General features: G+C 62.1%; 17 protein-coding genes and 1 tRNA gene. 10 read left to right on the top strand and 8 right to left on the bottom strand.

Annotated features, from left to right (window positions below; all coding sequences use genetic code 11):
• Positions 1–7: 7 nt before the first annotated feature.
• Positions 8–1279, bottom strand: coding sequence for a phosphate regulon sensor histidine kinase PhoR (phoR, locus tag CYG48_RS00495; protein ID WP_445304310.1), 1272 nt, complete (start codon positions 1277–1279; stop codon positions 8–10).
• Between the two features lie 173 nt (positions 1280–1452).
• On the opposite strand from phoR, the gene ppk2 reads away from it, so the two are divergent.
• Positions 1453–2334: a polyphosphate kinase 2 gene (gene ppk2 / locus CYG48_RS00490; protein ID WP_118848592.1), complete on the top strand. Its 882-nt coding sequence runs from the start codon at positions 1453–1455 to the stop codon at positions 2332–2334.
• Between the two features lie 3 nt (positions 2335–2337).
• On the opposite strand, the gene CYG48_RS00485 is transcribed toward ppk2, so the two are convergent.
• Entirely contained in the window at positions 2338–3552 is a 1215-nt protein-coding gene (locus CYG48_RS00485) for a hypothetical protein (protein WP_150132672.1), read from the bottom strand.
• 241 nt (positions 3553–3793) lie between these two features.
• On the opposite strand from CYG48_RS00485, the gene CYG48_RS00480 reads away from it, so the two are divergent.
• Together CYG48_RS00480 and CYG48_RS00475 are read left to right on the top strand one after the other, a co-directional pair.
• Entirely contained in the window at positions 3794–4753 is a 960-nt protein-coding gene (locus tag CYG48_RS00480) for an NAD(P)H-dependent flavin oxidoreductase (RefSeq protein WP_199925260.1), read from the top strand.
• A 115-nt stretch (positions 4754–4868) separates the two neighbouring features.
• Positions 4869–4944: transfer RNA gene (locus CYG48_RS00475), tRNA-Thr, on the top strand.
• Between the two features lie 70 nt (positions 4945–5014).
• Here CYG48_RS00475 and CYG48_RS22320 read toward each other — a convergent pair.
• The 3 genes from CYG48_RS22320 to CYG48_RS00465 all read right to left on the bottom strand — a co-directional run bounded on the left by CYG48_RS22320 (position 5015) and on the right by CYG48_RS00465 (position 7056).
• The gene (locus CYG48_RS22320) at positions 5015–5191 is read right to left on the bottom strand and encodes a hypothetical protein (RefSeq protein ID WP_199925168.1); all 177 of its coding nucleotides are present in this window, start codon (positions 5189–5191) and stop codon (positions 5015–5017) included.
• Positions 5192–5303: 112 nt separating this feature from the next.
• On the bottom strand, positions 5304–6119 hold the full coding sequence (locus CYG48_RS00470) for a class I SAM-dependent methyltransferase (RefSeq protein ID WP_118848589.1): 816 nt from the start codon (positions 6117–6119) through the stop codon (positions 5304–5306).
• A gap of 13 nt (positions 6120–6132) precedes the next feature.
• A complete protein-coding gene (locus tag CYG48_RS00465; protein WP_118848588.1) occupies positions 6133–7056 on the bottom strand; it encodes a metal-dependent hydrolase in 924 nt (307 codons plus the stop codon).
• Between the two features lie 207 nt (positions 7057–7263).
• Here CYG48_RS00465 and CYG48_RS00460 point away from each other — a divergent pair, with 207 nt between their 5' ends.
• Entirely contained in the window at positions 7264–7971 is a 708-nt protein-coding gene (locus CYG48_RS00460) for a ribonuclease activity regulator RraA (RefSeq protein WP_118848587.1), read from the top strand.
• Complete coding sequence (locus tag CYG48_RS00455) at positions 7968–8894, top strand: dihydrodipicolinate synthase family protein (protein ID WP_118848586.1); 927 nt, start codon at positions 7968–7970, stop codon at positions 8892–8894. Before CYG48_RS00460 ends, CYG48_RS00455 begins: the two co-directional genes overlap by 4 nt.
• Positions 8895–8910: 16 nt before the next feature.
• On the opposite strand, the gene CYG48_RS00450 is transcribed toward CYG48_RS00455, so the two are convergent.
• Complete coding sequence (locus CYG48_RS00450) at positions 8911–10023, bottom strand: NAD(P)/FAD-dependent oxidoreductase (protein WP_199925167.1); 1113 nt, start codon at positions 10021–10023, stop codon at positions 8911–8913.
• 117 nt (positions 10024–10140) lie between these two features.
• Here CYG48_RS00450 and CYG48_RS00445 point away from each other — a divergent pair, with 117 nt between their 5' ends.
• The 4 genes from CYG48_RS00445 to nadE all read left to right on the top strand — a co-directional run bounded on the left by CYG48_RS00445 (position 10141) and on the right by nadE (position 14008).
• On the top strand, positions 10141–11091 hold the full coding sequence (locus tag CYG48_RS00445; protein WP_118848585.1) for a D-2-hydroxyacid dehydrogenase: 951 nt from the start codon (positions 10141–10143) through the stop codon (positions 11089–11091).
• Between the two features lie 127 nt (positions 11092–11218).
• Entirely contained in the window at positions 11219–11473 is a 255-nt protein-coding gene (locus CYG48_RS00440; protein WP_118848584.1) for an acyl carrier protein, read from the top strand.
• Position 11474: 1 nt separating this feature from the next.
• A complete protein-coding gene (locus tag CYG48_RS00435) occupies positions 11475–13016 on the top strand; it encodes a class I adenylate-forming enzyme family protein (protein ID WP_118848583.1) in 1542 nt (513 codons plus the stop codon).
• A gap of 11 nt (positions 13017–13027) precedes the next feature.
• Positions 13028–14008, top strand: coding sequence for an NAD(+) synthase (gene nadE, locus CYG48_RS00430; RefSeq protein ID WP_118851401.1), 981 nt, complete (start codon positions 13028–13030; stop codon positions 14006–14008).
• Between the two features lie 6 nt (positions 14009–14014).
• Here nadE and CYG48_RS00425 read toward each other — a convergent pair whose 3' ends face one another.
• Both CYG48_RS00425 and CYG48_RS00420 read right to left on the bottom strand, forming a co-directional pair.
• The gene (locus CYG48_RS00425) at positions 14015–15121 is read right to left on the bottom strand and encodes a hypothetical protein (protein ID WP_118848582.1); all 1107 of its coding nucleotides are present in this window, start codon (positions 15119–15121) and stop codon (positions 14015–14017) included.
• An 87-nt stretch (positions 15122–15208) separates the two neighbouring features.
• A complete protein-coding gene (locus CYG48_RS00420; RefSeq protein WP_118848581.1) occupies positions 15209–15601 on the bottom strand; it encodes a PRC-barrel domain-containing protein in 393 nt (130 codons plus the stop codon).
• 242 nt (positions 15602–15843) lie between these two features.
• On the opposite strand from CYG48_RS00420, the gene CYG48_RS00415 reads away from it, so the two are divergent.
• On the top strand, positions 15844–17541 hold the full coding sequence (locus CYG48_RS00415; protein ID WP_118848580.1) for a long-chain fatty acid--CoA ligase: 1698 nt from the start codon (positions 15844–15846) through the stop codon (positions 17539–17541).
• Positions 17542–17612 lie beyond the last annotated feature (71 nt).

Raw genomic sequence — 17612 nt, 5'->3', positions numbered from 1 at the left:
GTTTGTGTCAGAAGCGGACGGTGAACTCGCTGCCCTCGCCGACCTGCGAGCGGACAATCAGCCGTGCGCGGTGGCGCGTCAGGATGTGCTTGACGATCGCAAGCCCAAGGCCGGTGCCCTTCTTGGAGCGGCTGTCGGCCACGCTGACGCGGTAGAAGCGCTCGGTAAGCCGGGGCACATGCTCGGGCGGGATGCCGGGGCCACGATCGATAACAGTCACCTCGGCCGGTTCATCGCCGGAACCCTTCAGGTGCACGTCCACCACTTTTCCGTCCTGCCCGTATTTGCAGGCGTTCTCGATGAGGTTCTCGAAGACCTGGACAAGCTCGTCCCGGTCACCCAGCACCTCCACCGGCTCCTGCGGCAGGTGCATGCGGATCTCGACACCCAGATCATCGGAAAGTGGCAGCAGCGCATCGCGCACATGGCTCAGTACCGGCTTCAGGTCGATCCTCTGGTCGGGCGCGATATGCGACTTCAGCTCGAGACGGGAGAGCGACATCAGGTCGTCAACAAGCCGGCTCATGCGGGTCGCCTGTTCGAGCATGATGGAGAGAAACCGTTCCTGCGCCGCGGGATCGCCCTTTGCCGGCCCCTGCAGTGTTTCGATGAAGCCCCGCAGCGAGGCAAGCGGCGTGCGCAGTTCGTGGCTGGCATTGGCAACAAAATCCGAACGCATGCGGTCCAGGCGCCGCAGTTCGGAGATGTCGCGGAACGACAGGAGATAGAGCTTGCGGCGATCGGCACTGATGCTCATGCCTTCCGGCTCGACCACCGGGACGGGCGCGATGCGTGCGATGAACACCCGCTCCGACGGAAGGCGCTCGGAATGCTCCAGCTGGTCAGGTTCATCGCTTGCAATGGCGTCACGTACCATGTCGAGAATGCCGGGCGAGCGGATGCGGGCCGTGAGGTGCGAGCCGAACGGAAGCGAGCCGAAAGCGACCTCGGCCGCCCGGTTCTGGAACAGGACGCTCGCATCGTTCGCAAGCACGAAGCCCGGAGTGTCATAGGCGCCAAGCGTGGCCGCGATGGGCGGCAGCGGATCGTAGTTGAGGACGTCCTCTTCCACGACAACCGGAACCGATGCGGTGGCTTCATCCGGCTGGCGCAGAAGCACCACGATGACAAGCAGCGCCCAGGCAAACCCGACGGGCACCCACGCGACGCCGCACATGAGGGCGATCACGCCGACGATCGTCAGAAGCAGCAGCAACAGCCGTTCGCGACGAACCTGCCGCTTGATCTGCGGCAACCGCTGACGCCACTTCTCCCCCACCAACACCACCTGATAACCCGCTGCTCTTCGACACGAACCTGCGCAGATATACGCGCTTCATGACAGATATGCATCGGGTGCCGTTGTTATGGTGAAAAGTCGTCGGGCGCGGTGGTCGAGACCTGATGGCGCCATAGATAACCGCGTCAGGCCCTGACCGAGGACAAGAGACCATGAAGGAAGCCGAGACCAGCCGGGCCGTGACGCTCGATATCAGAGGCAAGTCCAGGCAGTTCGATATCGACAACCCCGAACTGCCGGGCTGGATCAAGGACCATGCGCTCAACTCCGGCGGCTTTCCTTATGACGACAAGATGGACAAGCAGAAATACCGGAAGCAGCTGGAAAAGCTGCAGGTCGAGCTTGTTAAGGTGCAGTACTGGCTGAAGTCGTCTGGCAAGCGGGTCATCGCGCTGTTCGAAGGCCGGGATGCGGCCGGCAAGGGCGGCATGATCTCGTCCATCCGCGCCTTCCTCAACCCACGCTCCGCCCATATCGTCGCGCTCGACAAGCCGACCGATCGGGAACTCGGGCAATGGTATTTCCAGCGCTACATCACGCACTTCCCAAGCGCCGGCGAAATCGTGCTCTTCGACCGCTCCTGGTACAACAGGGCGATCGTCGAGCCCGTCATGGGTTTCTGCACGCCGCAGCAATACGAGGACTTCCTCAAAGCCGTGCCGCGCTTCGAGGACACGCTTCACGACGAAGGTTTCATCTTCTTCAAGTTCTGGCTCGATATCGGTCGGGAAATGCAGCTGAAGCGATTCCATGACCGCCGACACGAGCCGCTGAAGGTCTGGAAGCTGTCGCCGATGGACATCGCCGCACTCGGCAAGTGGGACGAGTATACCGAAAAGCGCAACGTGATGCTGGACCGGACCCACAACGAGGAGACCCCGTGGGTGGTCGTGCGGGCCAACGACAAGCGGCGCGCCCGCATCAACCTCATCCGGCACATGCTGCTGTCGCTTGACTACGACGGCAAGGACAAGGACGCGATCGGTGAGATCGATGACAAGATCCTCGGCTTCGGCCCGAACTTCCTGAGTTAAGCCCTACTGGCCCGGCAGGATCCGCACCGAATAGATGAGCACCGGGCGGTCAGCGCCATCGATCCCGGTGTTGACGATCAGCCGGCCGGGCTGGTTGGGCGCCAGCGACCGCTCGAAGGTGACCTTGAACAGGGCATCGAGCCGTTCCTGCGTCGCCGTGAAGCGGTGGCGGCTGCAACGCCCCAGGCTGCCGAACTCGCAGCGCACGGAGAGCTGCGTCGAACGGTCCTCGCCGGACTGCAGCGAGAGCGCAACCGTGGAGGTCTTGCCGGCCATTTCCTGCAGCACCTCGACCGGCACCTCGAAGGCCACGTCGCCGCCCTCGCCCGGCACTGCCGATGTGAGACGCACCGCCTGGCCTTCCGAGCCATCGAGCGTTTCGACGCGGGCCTGCCCGCCCGGCTTCAGCTGCGCACTGGCGGAGGGCTTGAAGATCTCCACCCATTCGTCGGAAAAGCCACGGCGCGGATCAAATGCTGTCGACCCTTGGCCAGCGCGGTTGCTGCCCGCTTCGTCGGCCGCCTTTACCGCCTCATCGATGATCGATTGCACCATGCCTGACTGGTAGAACCAGAAGCAGGCCGCGCCGACTACCGCAAGCGTGATGACCCAGGTCATCAGGTGCGACAGGAAGCTGCGACGCCGGCGTGGCTTGGCGGCCCGTTCTGCCGGCACATCCAGCATGGTGTCAGACGCGCCGCGGCCTTTCCTCGCCGGCTTCCTGCTTTTCCTGCCTTTGGCGACAACCTCTTCGGTCGGCAGCGGTGCATCAATGCGTTCTTCCGGCGTCGCGCGGAAATCAGCAAACCCACCGGATTGATCCTCGGCCTTCGTTTCAGGCGCTGAAACCGCGGGGGCATTGGCGACACGTCGCAACCCGTCGTCGGGTGCAACCGCTGGCGCCTGCATAGGGGGTTCAGACCGCGCGCCAACCGGAGGATCGACCGAAACCGGCGTAACACTGGCGGGGTTGGCGACAAACGCCTCCGCCTCGTGCTCCTCGGAAAGGCGGCGCACCTCTTCCATCTCGATCTCGTGGATCTTCTGCTCCAGCAGCTCGCGCTGCTGCATGATCATCAACCTGTCCGAGACGCCCTGCTTCTGCAGCCCGGCATCCAGCGCCTGCCGCGCCGACTGGTAGATGCGGGCCCTGATATCCCGATCTGCCCGGTTCGAGCGATCCAGTGCATTCCTGATGGCCGTTTCCAAACCGCTCAACTGCCGGTCCTTCTTCACGTTTCGCATATGCCGAATTTAAGGTTTCGGTAACCTCTCCGGGGTGCGACTGCAAGCTCTGCCCGACCTGCCATCCCCCGGAACCTTGACCGCGACTGTCGATCCTTCCCCTCATGGGCACTAATCTCGTCGCAAAAATGTCTTCAACGCCGCTTTTCCGGCAGACGCGCATCTGCTAGTTCAACAATTGACGTTTGCGTAAACGTAATTCGGGGAGGTCGAGATCATGTTGCCAGCAATCCTGAAAGACGGACTGCGCCTGCCGGTGGTGGCATCGCCGCTGTTCATCATTTCCCATCCCGAACTGACGCTGGCGCAATGCAAGGCGGGCGTCATTGGCGCTTTCCCGGCGCTGAACGCCCGTCCGGAAAGCCAGCTCGACGAGTGGCTGGCGATGATCACCGAAGAGCTTGCCCGCCACAACGCCACCAATCCGGGACGTCCGGCCGCGCCTTTCGCCGTGAACCAGATCGTGCACACGTCCAACAAGCGCCTCGAGCACGACCTGATGATGTGCGTGAAATACAAGGTGCCGATCGTCATCTCTTCATTGGGTGCCGTTCCGGAGGTGAATGCGGCCATCCACTCCTATGGCGGCATCGTGCTTCATGATGTGATCAACAACCGCCACGCCAATTCGGCGATTCGGAAGGGCGCCGATGGATTGATCGCGGTTGCGGCTGGCGCCGGCGGCCATGCCGGCACCCTGTCTCCCTTCGCCCTCATCCAGGAAATCCGCCAATGGTTTGACGGACCACTGCTGCTCGCAGGGGCTATCGCGACCGGCGGCGGCATCCTTGCGGCCCAGGCGATGGGCGCGGACATGGCCTATATCGGCACGCCCTTCATCGCGACGCGCGAGGCACGCGCCGTGGACGGCTACAAGCAGATGATCGTCGATTCAAATGCCGCCGACATCGTGTATTCGAACTATTTCACCGGCGTGCACGGCAACTACCTCAAGGGCTCCGTCACCGCCATGGGCCTGGATCCGGATGCCCTGCCGGTTGCCGATCCGACCAAGATGGACTTCGACCAGGCTGTGACTGGCCCGAAGGCCTGGAAGGAGATCTGGGGCGCGGGCCAGGGCGTCGGCGCCTTAAAGGAGGTCGTTTCGACCGCTGAGCTCGTTGACCGCCTGGAAGCGGAATACCAGGCGGCGCGCTCTCGGCTCTTGGGATAACGGCCCCGGTCTTTCGGGAAAAATGCCGAGAGGCAAAAAGGCCGCTTGAAAATCAGAGTCATTGGCTGTATCAGCCGCATCACATCGCAGCCGGTTGTTACCAGATGCTGCGTGGGCCGCTTTAGCTCAGTTGGTAGAGCACATCATTCGTAATGATGGGGTCACGTGTTCGAGTCACGTAAGCGGCACCATTTTCCTTCCAGAAAACAAAACTCGTCAGCGCAAAGAGCCGAGCAATGCCTGCTTGCGCAGGCACCAATCCTAAAGCCCTGCGACGTTGTAGTTCTGGCCGATGAAGCTCAGCGCCTGTTCTTCGCTGGCGTGTTTCTTCATGGAAAGGATCACGCCCCCTTCGGGCGGGCGGGTGCTGACGACCCAACCGCAGCGCTTGCGCTCGATGACAATGGTGTTTTCGGTGAATGCTTCGGGTTTCGACATCGTGCCTCCGTCCGAAACTTCTTAAGATTTTATGAATCGGATCACGAGGCGCGTTCGCCGCTATCCCCAACAATCATGGTGAGGGAGCAGAAGCAGCAGGAAACCGGCGGTGCTAGAGCTTGCGATAGCGGCGCGCCACGTAGACGACACTGCCGTTTTTCAGGCCCTTGTAGAGCATCGAGCCTTTCGAGCCCGAAAACTCGCTCATGAAGCGCTTCATGCCCCAGGACCTGTTGATGCGTTCGCTCTTGCGGCCTTCGGCGGCGTCGAGTGCCGCGACGACGCGGGCGCTGATGTCCCGCCGCTCGACGAGCTCGAGGTCGGGAACAGCGAGATGCTCGTCGAGGGCCGCGAGCTGGTTCTTCGGACGCATGTCGGCAAAGGTGAACCAGCCGCCGGGCTTCAGCACCCGCGCCACTTCGCGCGCAAAGGCCGGCACGTCGCCGTAACAATGCGAGGATTCGATATTTACGACGATATCAAAGCTCTCGTCCCCAAACGGCATGGCTTCGGCATCACCGTTTTCAAAGGAGAGCCCTGGCGTATCGTCGTTCAGCCGGCGCGCGCGGCGCACGGTATCGGGCGAATAATCCATGCCGGTGACGGAGGATGGCGAGTAGTAGCGGGCGATATAACGCGAACCGCCGCCTCGCCCTGAACCTACCTCGAGCACCCTGGCGCCATCAACCGGCAGGCCGGCGACGGCCTGCTGGTAAAGCCCGATGAAGACGCGCTCCGGCTCGTCCTCGGGCTTCAACGCGAACGGCTCGCCTTCCGGCAAGTAACCGTAGTTCATGAAGCGCCAGTCAGCGTCCTTCCAGAACAGCGACAGGAGGTTATAGACGCGACGCCACACCCATTTCTGGGCGCGCGGAAACTTGCCCGGCGTGGCGATGTCGAGGACGCTTGCAAAGAGGCGGCTGGCCATCCGTTGCCCGCCCTCAGACAGACGGCGTTGGTGCGCCAGCCTGTTCCTTGAGGGACAGAAACTCCTTGTAGAGCCAGTCGCGGCCCTTGCGGACCAGTTCGTGATCGTCCTTGTTCGCCGGGTTGAAGCCGGGCAGGTAATATTTCAGCACCAGCGGTGCGCATTTTCGCCAATAGCCGGGCGAGATGAACAGCACATAAAGCAACCGCAGCCAGAACTTGGGGCCAGTCTTGATGCCGTCGTTCTTGGCAAAGATCTTCAGGTTGCGCAGCGTGATCATCAGGAACTCGAAGGCCACCACGTTGAAAGCCATGGTGCGCAGCATGTAACGCTTGATTGGCGAATATTTGCGGGTCGCCATGGCGAGCACATCGAGCGCCACCGCCTTGTGCTCCAACTCTTCCAGCGCATGCCACATCCACAGCCGCCGGTAAGCCGGTGCGGCGTTATCGAAGAGATGCGGGTTGCGCAGCGTCACCGTGGACAAGGTTGCCGTCAGATGCTCGATGGCGCAGGTGACTGCCAGCCGGAAGACTGGCAGGTTATCCGTTCGCAAGGTCTTGCGGATCGGCGCTTCCATGGTCTCGACATCATAACCGAGCTTTTCGAGCGCCTTGTTGTAGTCCTCGTGCTCGCGGGTGTGGAAGGCTTCCTGCACGGCATACCCGTTGATTTCGGCAGCCAGTTCCTTGTCGTCGAGCTTCGGCGCGTAATGCTTCAGGGAGCGGATGAAATAACGCTCGCCTTCCGGCAGGAAGATCGACAGGCCGTCGATCAGTGCAGTCTTGTGGAAGTCATTGTCGAGCCAGTGCCGCGTGGGGTTTTCGAGGATGCCGAAGCGAATGTCGCGCGGGATGATATCCTCGTCGTCATTGCCGGGAGACGCACCATCCCACCTCGCGCTGCTGCCGATTCCATTGGACGCTACCGTCGCCATGTCACTATTCCTGCTGTGTCTGCCAAAGATACGCCCGATCGGACGAAGGCTGTTCTTCTCAACCTTAACTTTACCCAAAGCGGGCACGGCGGGCAACCGGAAGGAAATCCTCCACTTCAGCCGCGGCGTTCCTTGACGAAGCTACGGGCACAACGGAATATCCCGCCGCTGCCGTTCGGCGGCTCATTGATACCCCGAGGAGAATTCATGCCGCTTGATCCGAAAATCATCGACACACTGAAAGGCGTTTCCACCGCCACCCTGACGACAGTCCTTTTGAAGAAGGGGCTCCGAAACGTCTGGATGCGCGGTACCAAGCCGATGAAGCCGAGTCAGGGGCGGGTTGTCGGTCAAGCCTTCACGCTGCGTTTCGTGCCGGCGCGCGAAGATCTTGCGACGCCTGAAAGCTGGGCTTCGCCGATTTCCACCCGTGCTGCGATCGAGGCCATGCCGGAAGGCTGCATTGCGGTTGTCGACGCCATGGGCGTGCTCGATGCCGGCATCTTCGGCGACATCTTGTGCGCGCGGATGGTAAAGCGCGGTGTGGCCGCACTCGTCACCGATGGCGTGGTGCGTGATGCCGAAGGCGTGCTCGGCACCGGCATGAACGTGTGGTGCAATGGCGTGGCTGCCCCGCCGTCCGTCGCGGGCCTCACTTTCGTCGGCTGGCAGGAGCCGATCGCCTGCGGCGGCGTGGCGGTTTATCCCGAAGACATCGTGGTCGTTGACGAGGATGGTGCGGTGCTGATCCCCGCAAAGCTTCTCGACGCGGTTCTGGCGGAGGCCGTGGAACAGGAGCGCATGGAAGGCTGGATCATGACGGAAGTCGATCGCGGCGTGCCGCTGCCCGGGCTCTATCCGATGAATGCCGAAACCAAGGCGCGTTACCAGGCTTGGAAGGACGGCCAGAAATGACATTCGGAACCCAATCAAAAGGCGTTTACGCCATCGCCACCACGCCCTTCTTCGAGGACGGCTCGATCGACTTCAACTCGATGGACAAACTGACGGATTTCTACCAGGACAGCGGCTGCACGGGCATCACCATTCTCGGCATCATGGGCGAGGCGCCAAAGATGGAGCCGGAAGAAAGCCGCGCCATCGTCAAGCGTGTTGTTTCTCGCGCAAAGATCCCGGTGATCGTCGGCGTGTCCGCGCCCGGTTTTGCGGGCATGCGATCGCTGGCGCGCGAGTCGATGGAGATGGGTGCTGCCGGGGTGATGATTGCGCCGCCCCCGGCGCTGCGGACCGATGACCAGATCGTCAACTACTTCGCCGGCGCCGTGGACGCGGTCGGCGAGGACGTGCCGTGGGTGCTGCAGGATTATCCGCTGACGCTGACGGTGGTAATGTCGCCGGGCGTGATTGCCAGGATCATTACCAACCACCCCTCCTGCCTGATGTTGAAGCACGAGGACTGGCCGGGACTTGAGAAGATCTCGAAGCTGCGCGCCATGCAGAAGGCGGGCGAGTTGCGGGAATTCTCGATCCTCTGCGGCAATGGCGGCATGTTCTTGGACTTCGAGCCGGAGCGCGGCGCCGACGGGGCGATGACCGGCTACGGCTTCCCCGACATGCTGACCGAACTGGTGCAGCTTTTTGCCGACGGAAAGCGCGACGAGGCGCATGACCTGTTTGACGCACACCTGCCACTCATTCGCTACGAGCAGCAGCTTGGTGTGGGTCTTGCCGTTCGCAAGCACGTGCTGAAGCGTCGCGGCGTGATCGCCACGGACGCACAGCGCAAGCCGGCCCAGATGCTGACGCCGACGGCCAAGGCCGAAGTGGATTATCTGCTCGCGCGCATCGCGAAAAAGGACAAGCGCGCCGCCTTCTGAGAAACCGGCGCGCCTCCTAGAGGGCGAGGCGCGCCACCCTTTCCGCGATCGCGAGCGATGCGGTAAGGCCCGGGCTTTCGATGCCGTAAAGCGCGATGTAACCGCTGTGACCGGTCTCTCCGGGACCCTGGATGATGAAGTCGCCCCCGCCTCCCCCGTCTGGACCAACGATTTTCGGGCGCATGCCGGCATAGGCTGGCTGCAGCGCGTCGTCCGGCAGGTCCGGCCAATACCGGCGGATCGCCGCATAGAACTTGTCGGCGCGGCTCGGGTCGACATCGTAGTCGATGGTGTCGACCCACTCTACGTCCGGGCCAAAACGCGGCTGCCCGGCAAGATCGATGGTGAGATGCACGCCAAGCCCGCCCGGCTCAGGGACCGGGTAGATCAAGCGGCTGGCCGGAGCGCGACCTGCCAGCGAGAAATAACAGCCCTTGGCATAATGACGTCCGGGGATTGTCGAAGGGTCGAGGCCGTCGATCGCATCCGACACACTCCAGGCGCCGAGGCCGGCGGCGTTGACGACAAGCCGCGCCTCGATCTCGACCGGATCACCTCCACCGACCGAAAGCCGCACGGCGCCATCGGATAAGCGGCCAGTGGTAACCGGCGAATTCAGGATGATGTGACCACCGCTGGCTTCGATGTCGGTGCTGAAGGCTTCCATGAGTCCATGGCTGTCGATAATGCCGGTGGATGGCGAGACCAGCGCGGCATAACCCCGGATCGCGGGTTCGATCCCGGCCAGTTCTTTGCCGCTGATGAGATGGCAATCATCGACAGCATTGGCATTCGCCTGCTGCAGGAGCTTTTCGAGATAGGCGACCTCCGCCTCGTTGGAGGCAACGACGAGCTTGCCGCAGCGCCGATGCGGGATGTGTCGGGCGGCGCAATAGTCATAAAGCTTGTGCTTGCCGGCGACGCAAAGTTCGGCCTTCAGGCTGCCGGTCGGATAATAAAGCCCGGCATGGATCACCTCGCTGTTGCGCGAAGAGGTCACGCTGCCGATCATCGGTTCCGCTTCGAGCAGCACCACCTCGCGGCCGGCGAGCGCCAATTCCCGGGCAATGGCCAATCCGACCACGCCGCCGCCGATGACAACGCAATCCAGTTCCAGCAACTCTGCCATTCACGCTCCGCGGTCTTGCCTTTCGACGTTCAAGCCGGATGATATACGACGAAGATGCTTCGGCTACGCCCATTTCCCGCTTCGGAGGAGAATTCACGACATGCAGGATTTCGCCCAGTGAAGATCGTCTTCCTTGATCGCGATACGATCGGCCCGTCGGTAACGATCACCCGCCCCGCTTTTGCGCATGAATGGGTGGAATACGGCAAGACCGCCGCCGAAGACGTGGCCGAGCGCATTACCGAGGCGGACGTGGTCATCACCAACAAGGCGCCGGTGCGCGAACAGGCGATGGACAACGCGCCCAACCTCAAGATGATCGCCGTGGCCGCCACGGGCTACGACGTCATCGACCTCAGTGCCGCCAAGGCACGCGGCATTGTTGTCTCGAACGTGCGTGGTTATGCGGTGAACACCGTGCCGGAACACACGTTTGCGCTGATCTTTGCGCTTCGGCGCTCGATCATCGGCTTCCGCCAGGACGTCATCGATGGCGAGTGGCAGCGCGCCAACCAGTTCTGCTTCTTCAACCACCCGATCAAGGATCTCGCCGGCTCGACGCTCGGGATCTTCGGGCGCGGCACGCTTGGCCAGTCCGTCGGGCGGGTCGGCGAAGCGCTGGGCATGAAGGTCGTCTACGCGGCCCGCAAGGATGCAAGCGAGATTGGGCCGGGTTACACCGCATTCGACGAGGTGCTGGAGACTACCGACATCATCACCTTCCACATGCCGCTGACGCCGCAGACGCGCGACCTGATCCGGCTTGAGGAATTCCGGAGGATGAAGAAGCACCCGCTGGTCATCAACACGGCGCGCGGTGGGCTGGTGAACGAAGCCGATCTCGTGACGGCGCTCGATGAGGGGTTGATTGCCGGCGCTGGCTTCGACGTGCTGACAAAGGAACCTCCGGCGTCAGATAATCCGCTCCTGAAGATCCTCGACCGGCCCAATGTCATCGTGACGCCGCATGTCGCGTGGGCGAGCGACGAGGCGATGCAGACGCTCTGGGAACAGGTGATCAGCCATATCGAGAATTTCCAAAAGGGCGAGCCCAGCAACGTCCTCTGAGGCGAAGGATAAGGTGGCCCGCGCTGACAGCCGCCTGAAGGATTACAACCGGCTTTAGCGAAACATTTAGGTATCGCGCTCAAGATGTGTCCCAGATCAATGGCAATGTTTCTGGGAGAAGGCCGCCATGACGGAGGCAATCGAAGATACAGTCCGTGAATTCATCGCCGAAAACTTTCTGTTTCGGGCAGATGCCGAGATCTCGGACGAGCAATCGCTGCTTGACACCGGCGTGATGGACTCGACCGGGGTTCTCGAACTGATCGCTTTTCTGGAACAGACCTACGGCATCACGGTTGCTGACGAGGAAATCGTGCCGGAAAACCTCGACAGCATCAGCAACATGACGAGTTTCCTTTCGACCAAGCTCGCTGCTGCCTGAGATGCGCATCGAGGCTCGCCTTCGGGACAGCGTCAGACGCTTCGCCGCCAAGACAGCGCTTGTCGTCGGCGACCACCACCTGACCTATGCCGAGCTTGATGCATTCTCGGATCGCCTCGCCCATTCCCTGATCTCCCAGGGCGTGCAGCACGGCGATCGCGTCCTGATGTTGCTGGAGAACAGCACTGAGGCTGTGGTCTCCTTCTTCGGCATCTGGAAGGCCGGCGCGGTCGCGTGCCCGCTGCATCCGTCGACCAAGGCCGACAAGCTCGCCACCATCATCGACAGCACGGGCGCGCGTGTCCTCATCACCCAGGCGCGCCATCGCAACACCGCCGGCGCCGCCGTTGAAAAAGCCATTTCCAAACCCCTCCTCGTCGTGGCACAGGGCGAGGACAGCGGCGTACAGTGCTTTGAGGACATGATCACGGGAGCGCCCGATGCTACGCTCCCGCTCTTGCCTGACTGCGACGACCTGGCGCTGCTGATCCATACCTCGGGCTCGACCGGGCTGCCGAAGGGCGTGATGCTGAGCCACGCCAATATCGATGCGGCCTGTACCGCTATCGCCAGTTACCTCAAGAACTCGGGCGATGATGTCGTGCTGAGCGTGCTGCCCCTCTCTCACGGCTACGGCATCACCCAGATGGTCACCATGGCCGCTGTGGGCGGAAGGCTGGTGCTGGAAAAGAGCTTCGCCTTTCCGCGCAAGACGATGGAGCGCCTCGCGGAGGTAAAGGCAACCGGCTTCCCTCTTGTCCCGGCGATGGCGGCGATGATCAACGGCATGACGGACCTGCCGCCGGGATCGTTCCCGCATCTTCGCTACGTGACGAGCGCGGCCGCGGCCATGCCACCCGCCTTCATCCAGCGGCTGCAGCAACTTTTGCCGCAGACCGATCTGTTCATCATGTACGGGCAGACTGAATGCCTGCGGGCGACCTATCTGCCTCCGGACGAACTTGAGCGCCGGCCGCTCTCGGTTGGAAAGGCCATTCCCGGCACGCGAGCCTTCGTGGTGGATGAGGATGGCCTGCCGTTGCCGCCCGGCGTGGTGGGCGAGTTGGTGATCGAGGGGCCGCATGTGATGCGCGGTTACTGGGGCGACGGGCTTGCGACGATGCGTGCGCTTCAGCCGACGGCGCAAGGGCTACGATTGCGCACCGGCGACCTGTTCTCGATGGACGAGGATGGTTTCCTGTATTTCATCAGCCGCAGCGACGACATCATCAAGACGCGCGGCGAAAAGGTCAGCCCGCAGGAGGTGGAGCGGGCGCTCTACGAGCTGCCGGGTATCAAGGAGGCGGCCGTCGGAGGGATCGATGATCCGATCTTCGGCCAGACGATACGAGCCTATGTCGTGCTTGGCGAGGGCGCCGCACTCAGCGAGCGGGACATCATCCGCCACTGCGCGGGCGTGCTCGAGGATTTCATGGTGCCAAAAAGCGTGGAGTTCCGGGACGCGCTGCCACGCACCCCAACCGGCAAGATCCGCTTGAGCGCAGACGAGACAAGATCAACCGAACAAGGAAACGTGGCATGAGCCAGAGCCTGATGCGTGCGCCGACAGCAAGCCGTTTCTCTGCCGACGCCCTGAAACTGGATGCAGAAGCGGAGATCGAGCGCATCTGCGGCTGGCTGCGGGAAACAGTATTGAAGGATCTTCGCAAGCGCGGCGCGGTGCTTGGGCTTTCCGGGGGTATCGACTCCAGCGTGACGGCAGCCCTTTGCGCCCGCGCTCTCGGACCGAACAAGGTGACCGGCATCTTCATGCCGGAACACGATTCCGATCCGGAAAGTCTTCGGCTTGGCCAGGCACTCGCGCAGGCGATCGGGATCGAAACGGTGCTAGAGGATATCGGTCCTGCGCTCGCTGCCGCAGGTTGTTACGCGCGGCGCGACGGCTTCATCCGGCAGGTCGTGCCGGAGTTTGGCGAAGGCTGGGGCTGCAAGGTGGTTCTGGAAGATGCGCTCACCGGGCGCGGCTACAACATATCTTGGCTGGTGGTAGCCAACCCGGCGGGCGAACAGAGCCGCCACCGCATGCCGCTCGATGTCTATCTCGGGATGATCGCGGCTGCGAACATGAAGCAGCGAACCCGCAAGCAGATCGAATATTACCACGCCGACCGGCTGAATTTTGCCGTGGCGGGCACCCCGAACCGGTTGGAGTACGACCAGGGCTTCTTCGTGAAAAACGGTGACGGCGCGGCCGATTTCAAGCCGATCGCGCATCTCTACAAGAGCCAGGTCTACCAGCTGGCGGAAGCGTTGGGTGTTCCGGCCGAGATCCGCCGCCGGCCGCCGACGACCGATACCTGGTCACTGCCGCAGGGACAGGACGAATATTACTTCTCGCTGCCTTACGACAAAATGGACCTCTGCCTGTTCGGCCTCGACCAGGGGATTTCCCGCGAAGAGGTTGCCGATGCGGTGAACATCACGCCGGATCAGGCGGACGCCGTGTGGCGCAATATCGCCGCCAAGCGCAAGGTTGCGCGTTACCTTCACGCCGAACCGGCGACCATGCTCTGAGGGACTTCAGTCGAACCGATCGCCGATCAGTCGCATCCAGCTTTCGCCGGCAATGCCGCTGATCAGTGCCTCGCCGGCGCGGATCGGCTCGAGCCGTGTCTTGTCGCGCGCGGCGGCGACATAAAAGGAACGTGCCTGGAAGACCGCCTGACGCAACATCAGGCCGGGCGTCAGCCACGGATGGGCGGCACCACGAACGGCGGCGCAGCCGTAATCGTAGGCGTGGGACAGAAGGTCATCGAGCAGGTCGTCAACTTGCTTGGGTGCGGCCAGGGCCTGGAGCACCCAGCCGACCTGACCCACTGCGGCGAAATAGGCGTAAGCGGCAACCGGTCGACCATCGGAAGCATAACCCACCCGCCACTCTGGATAACCCAGATTGCGCTTCTGCTCCGCATGCCGGAGAAACCAGCCGAGCGTGTCGCGATTCCAAGCGGGGCGCAGGAGATAAAGATCCTTGAGCGCGAGGAGCGCCTGGCCAAACACCTCGGGCGTCACATCCTTGAACACCACCTTGCCGCTTGCGGGTCGCTTGAAAGATGGGCCGCGCCTGAGGCCGATCGCCCGGTCAGCAATGCGCCCCAGCGGCCGGAGCAGCCTGGCCGCGGCGACCCGCCGCTCCATGAGTTGCACACCCGTGGAAGACGGTCGCAACACCTTCATCCAGTTCATGCTGTAGCCGGGATCGAGCGGGTGACCGGCCTTCTGCCACATGCCAACGGCGGTCACGTTTGCCGTTTCCGTCAGCGAAAGATCCTGCGGACCCGCCAGAAAGGAGCGCACGAGCCGCGCGCCCGCCAGCGGGTTTTCCCTGCCGTTCTCCACCATCAGCGAGCCGGCAAAGGCCGCCCGGATCTCGCGTCCCGAAAGCTCAAGCCGCGATGGAAGCACGCCCATGAAGCCGGTGACCTTGCCGCCAGCCTCCTCGTGGACCTTCGAGCGGATCTCAGGATCCGCCCATGGATGATCGAAGAACGCTTCTTCCAGGTAACCCGGAAGCGTTGCCGGCATCTTTTTCGAGCCGCGAAAGGTCTTCTGGAACAGTCGAGCGACCGCTTCGACGTCCCTGCGCTCGAAGTCACGGACTATGCCCGCTTCCCTGCCTGCCGCCATGGTAGCTCCCTTAACTATACCACCATGTATCAGCACAATCGAACACGTGAAAAGAGGCCCGTTCGGGCCTCTCTTCAAAGTCTTGTTTTACATCCAGTACGGCGGCACGCCGTAGTAGTCGTAGATCGTGCGGCCCTTGTCGTCGAACCAGGCATCGTCGTTGAGGTCGCGGTAGCGGGGAGCGGCGGTGATCTGGTCCTTGGTCAGGTCGATGCGGTAGCCATCAAGCTGTTCGTCGTAATGCAGCTTTTCCCAGGGCAGCGGGTAATAATCATCACCAATCCCGAGAAAGCCGCCGAAGCTCAGCACGGCATAAGCGACGCGGCCGCCGCGCTTTTCCAGAAGAACGCGGGCGATCGAGCCGATGTGCTCGCCATCAGCACCGTAGACGCGCGTGCCCTCAACCTTGTCGCTGGCGATCAGCGACGGCGTGTCCTTCACGTAAGGGTCCTGGCCGGCCTTCGGTTCATGATGCAGCATGACGCACCTCCTTGTTTCTGTTCGATCTGTACCGCTGGAGAACGCGGCTGTGCATGACCCGGTTCCGCCGCTTGCGGAGCCGTTTGACGTTTACGTCAAAGTTATATAGCTGTTGAAAATCGAGGCTCTGGCTATCGGCCTCACGGACGTGGCATAGTCTCATACCTGCAGCAAAGTGGAGGCTTTGCCGCGGTCGTGCGAACAGCGCGAAACAAGAGAAAAAGAACAAGGAGGGGTTGGCAATGAATGAAGTGACGGCACAGACGCAAGCGCAGCCTGCAAAGATTTGGCTTGCATCTTACCCACCCACCGTACCGGCGGAGATACCGCCGCTGAAGCATCAATCGCTGGGTGAACTTTTCGAAGACAGCTGCCAACGTTATTCAGACCGCCTCGCCTTTACCAGCATGGGCAAGTCACTGACCTTCAGGGAACTGGAGGTCGAAAGCCGCAAGGTTGCCGCCTGGCTGCAGGCGAAGGGGCTTGCCAAGGGTGACCGCGTCGCCGTGATGCTGCCGAACGTGCTGCAGAACCCCGTCATCGTCTACGGCATCCTTCGGGTCGGCATGGTCGTCGTCAACGTCAACCCGCTCTACACACCGCGCGAGCTCGCCCACCAGCTGAAGGACGCCGGCGCCAAGGCGATCTTCGTTCTTGAAAACTTTGCCCATACCTTGCAGCAGGCATTGCCGAGCACGGACGTGAAGCATGTGGTCGTCGCCACCATGGGCGACATGCTCGGCATCAAGGGGCACATCGTCAACCTGGTCGTGCGCAAAGTGAAGAAGCTGGTGCCGCAATGGGCCCTGCCCGGCTCGACGAGCTTCAAGCAGCTGGTTGCCGAAGGTGCACGCTCGCCTGTTACGCCGGTGGAGGTTTCCTCGTCCGACGTCGCGTTCCTGCAATATACCGGCGGCACGACCGGCGTTTCCAAGGGCGCGATCCTGACCCATGCAAACCTGCTCGCCAACAAGGAGCAGATGGCCATGTGGCTGGAGACGGCCTTTGTCAGCAAGCCACGGCCGGATCAACTGCAGTTTCTCTGCGCCCTGCCGCTCTACCATATCTTCGCACTGACCGTGAATTCGCTGATGGGCGTCGCGACGGGCAGCCACAATATCCTGATCGCCAACCCGCGCGACATTCCGGCCTTTGTCAAGGAACTGCAGAAGTACAAGGTCCACGTCTTCCCGGGCCTCAACACCCTGTTCAACGCGCTGATGAACAATGCGGACTTCCAGAAGCTCGACTTCTCGTCGCTGCTGCTGGTGTTTGGCGGCGGCATGTCGGTGCAGCGGCCGGTTGCCGAACGCTGGTTGAAGATGACCGGCTGCCAGATCACCGAAGGGTACGGCCTGTCGGAGACCTCGCCGGTCGCCACCGCAAACCGGCTCGATACGAAGGAATTCACCGGCATGATCGGCCTGCCGATCCCGTCGACGGAGGTTTCCATTCGTGACGATGACGGAAAGGAAGTCGAACTCGGGGATGTCGGAGAGATCTGCATCCGCGGGCCGCAGGTCATGGCCGGTTACTGGAACCGGCCGGACGAGACAGCCAAGGTGATGACCGCTGACGGCTATTTCCGCACCGGCGACATGGGCTACATGGACCGCCAGGGTTACACCAAGATCGTCGACCGCAAGAAGGACATGATCCTCGTGTCCGGCTTCAACGTGTACCCCAACGAGGTCGAGGAAGTCGTCGCCATGCATCCGGGCGTGCTGGAATGCGCCGCGATTGGCGTGCCGGACCAGCATTCGGGAGAGGCGGTGAAACTCTTCATCGTGAAGAAGGACCCGAACCTGACTGAAGCCGACGTCAAGGCGCACTGCGCGACGAACCTGACCAACTACAAGCGGCCGCGCTATATCGAGTTCCGAACTGAACTGCCGAAGTCGAATGTCGGCAAGATCCTGCGGCGGGAGTTGCGCGGCTAGGCTTCAAAGCGTTGCAAGGCTGCGACAGATCGCGGCCAAGCATATCAAGACCAGCGTCCACCGGCGCTTTC

The sequence above is a fragment of the Neorhizobium sp. SOG26 genome, from assembly GCF_003491345.1.
Lineage (GTDB): Bacteria > Pseudomonadota > Alphaproteobacteria > Rhizobiales > Rhizobiaceae > Neorhizobium > Neorhizobium turbinariae.
This window is presented reverse-complemented; position numbering and strand designations above follow the sequence as displayed.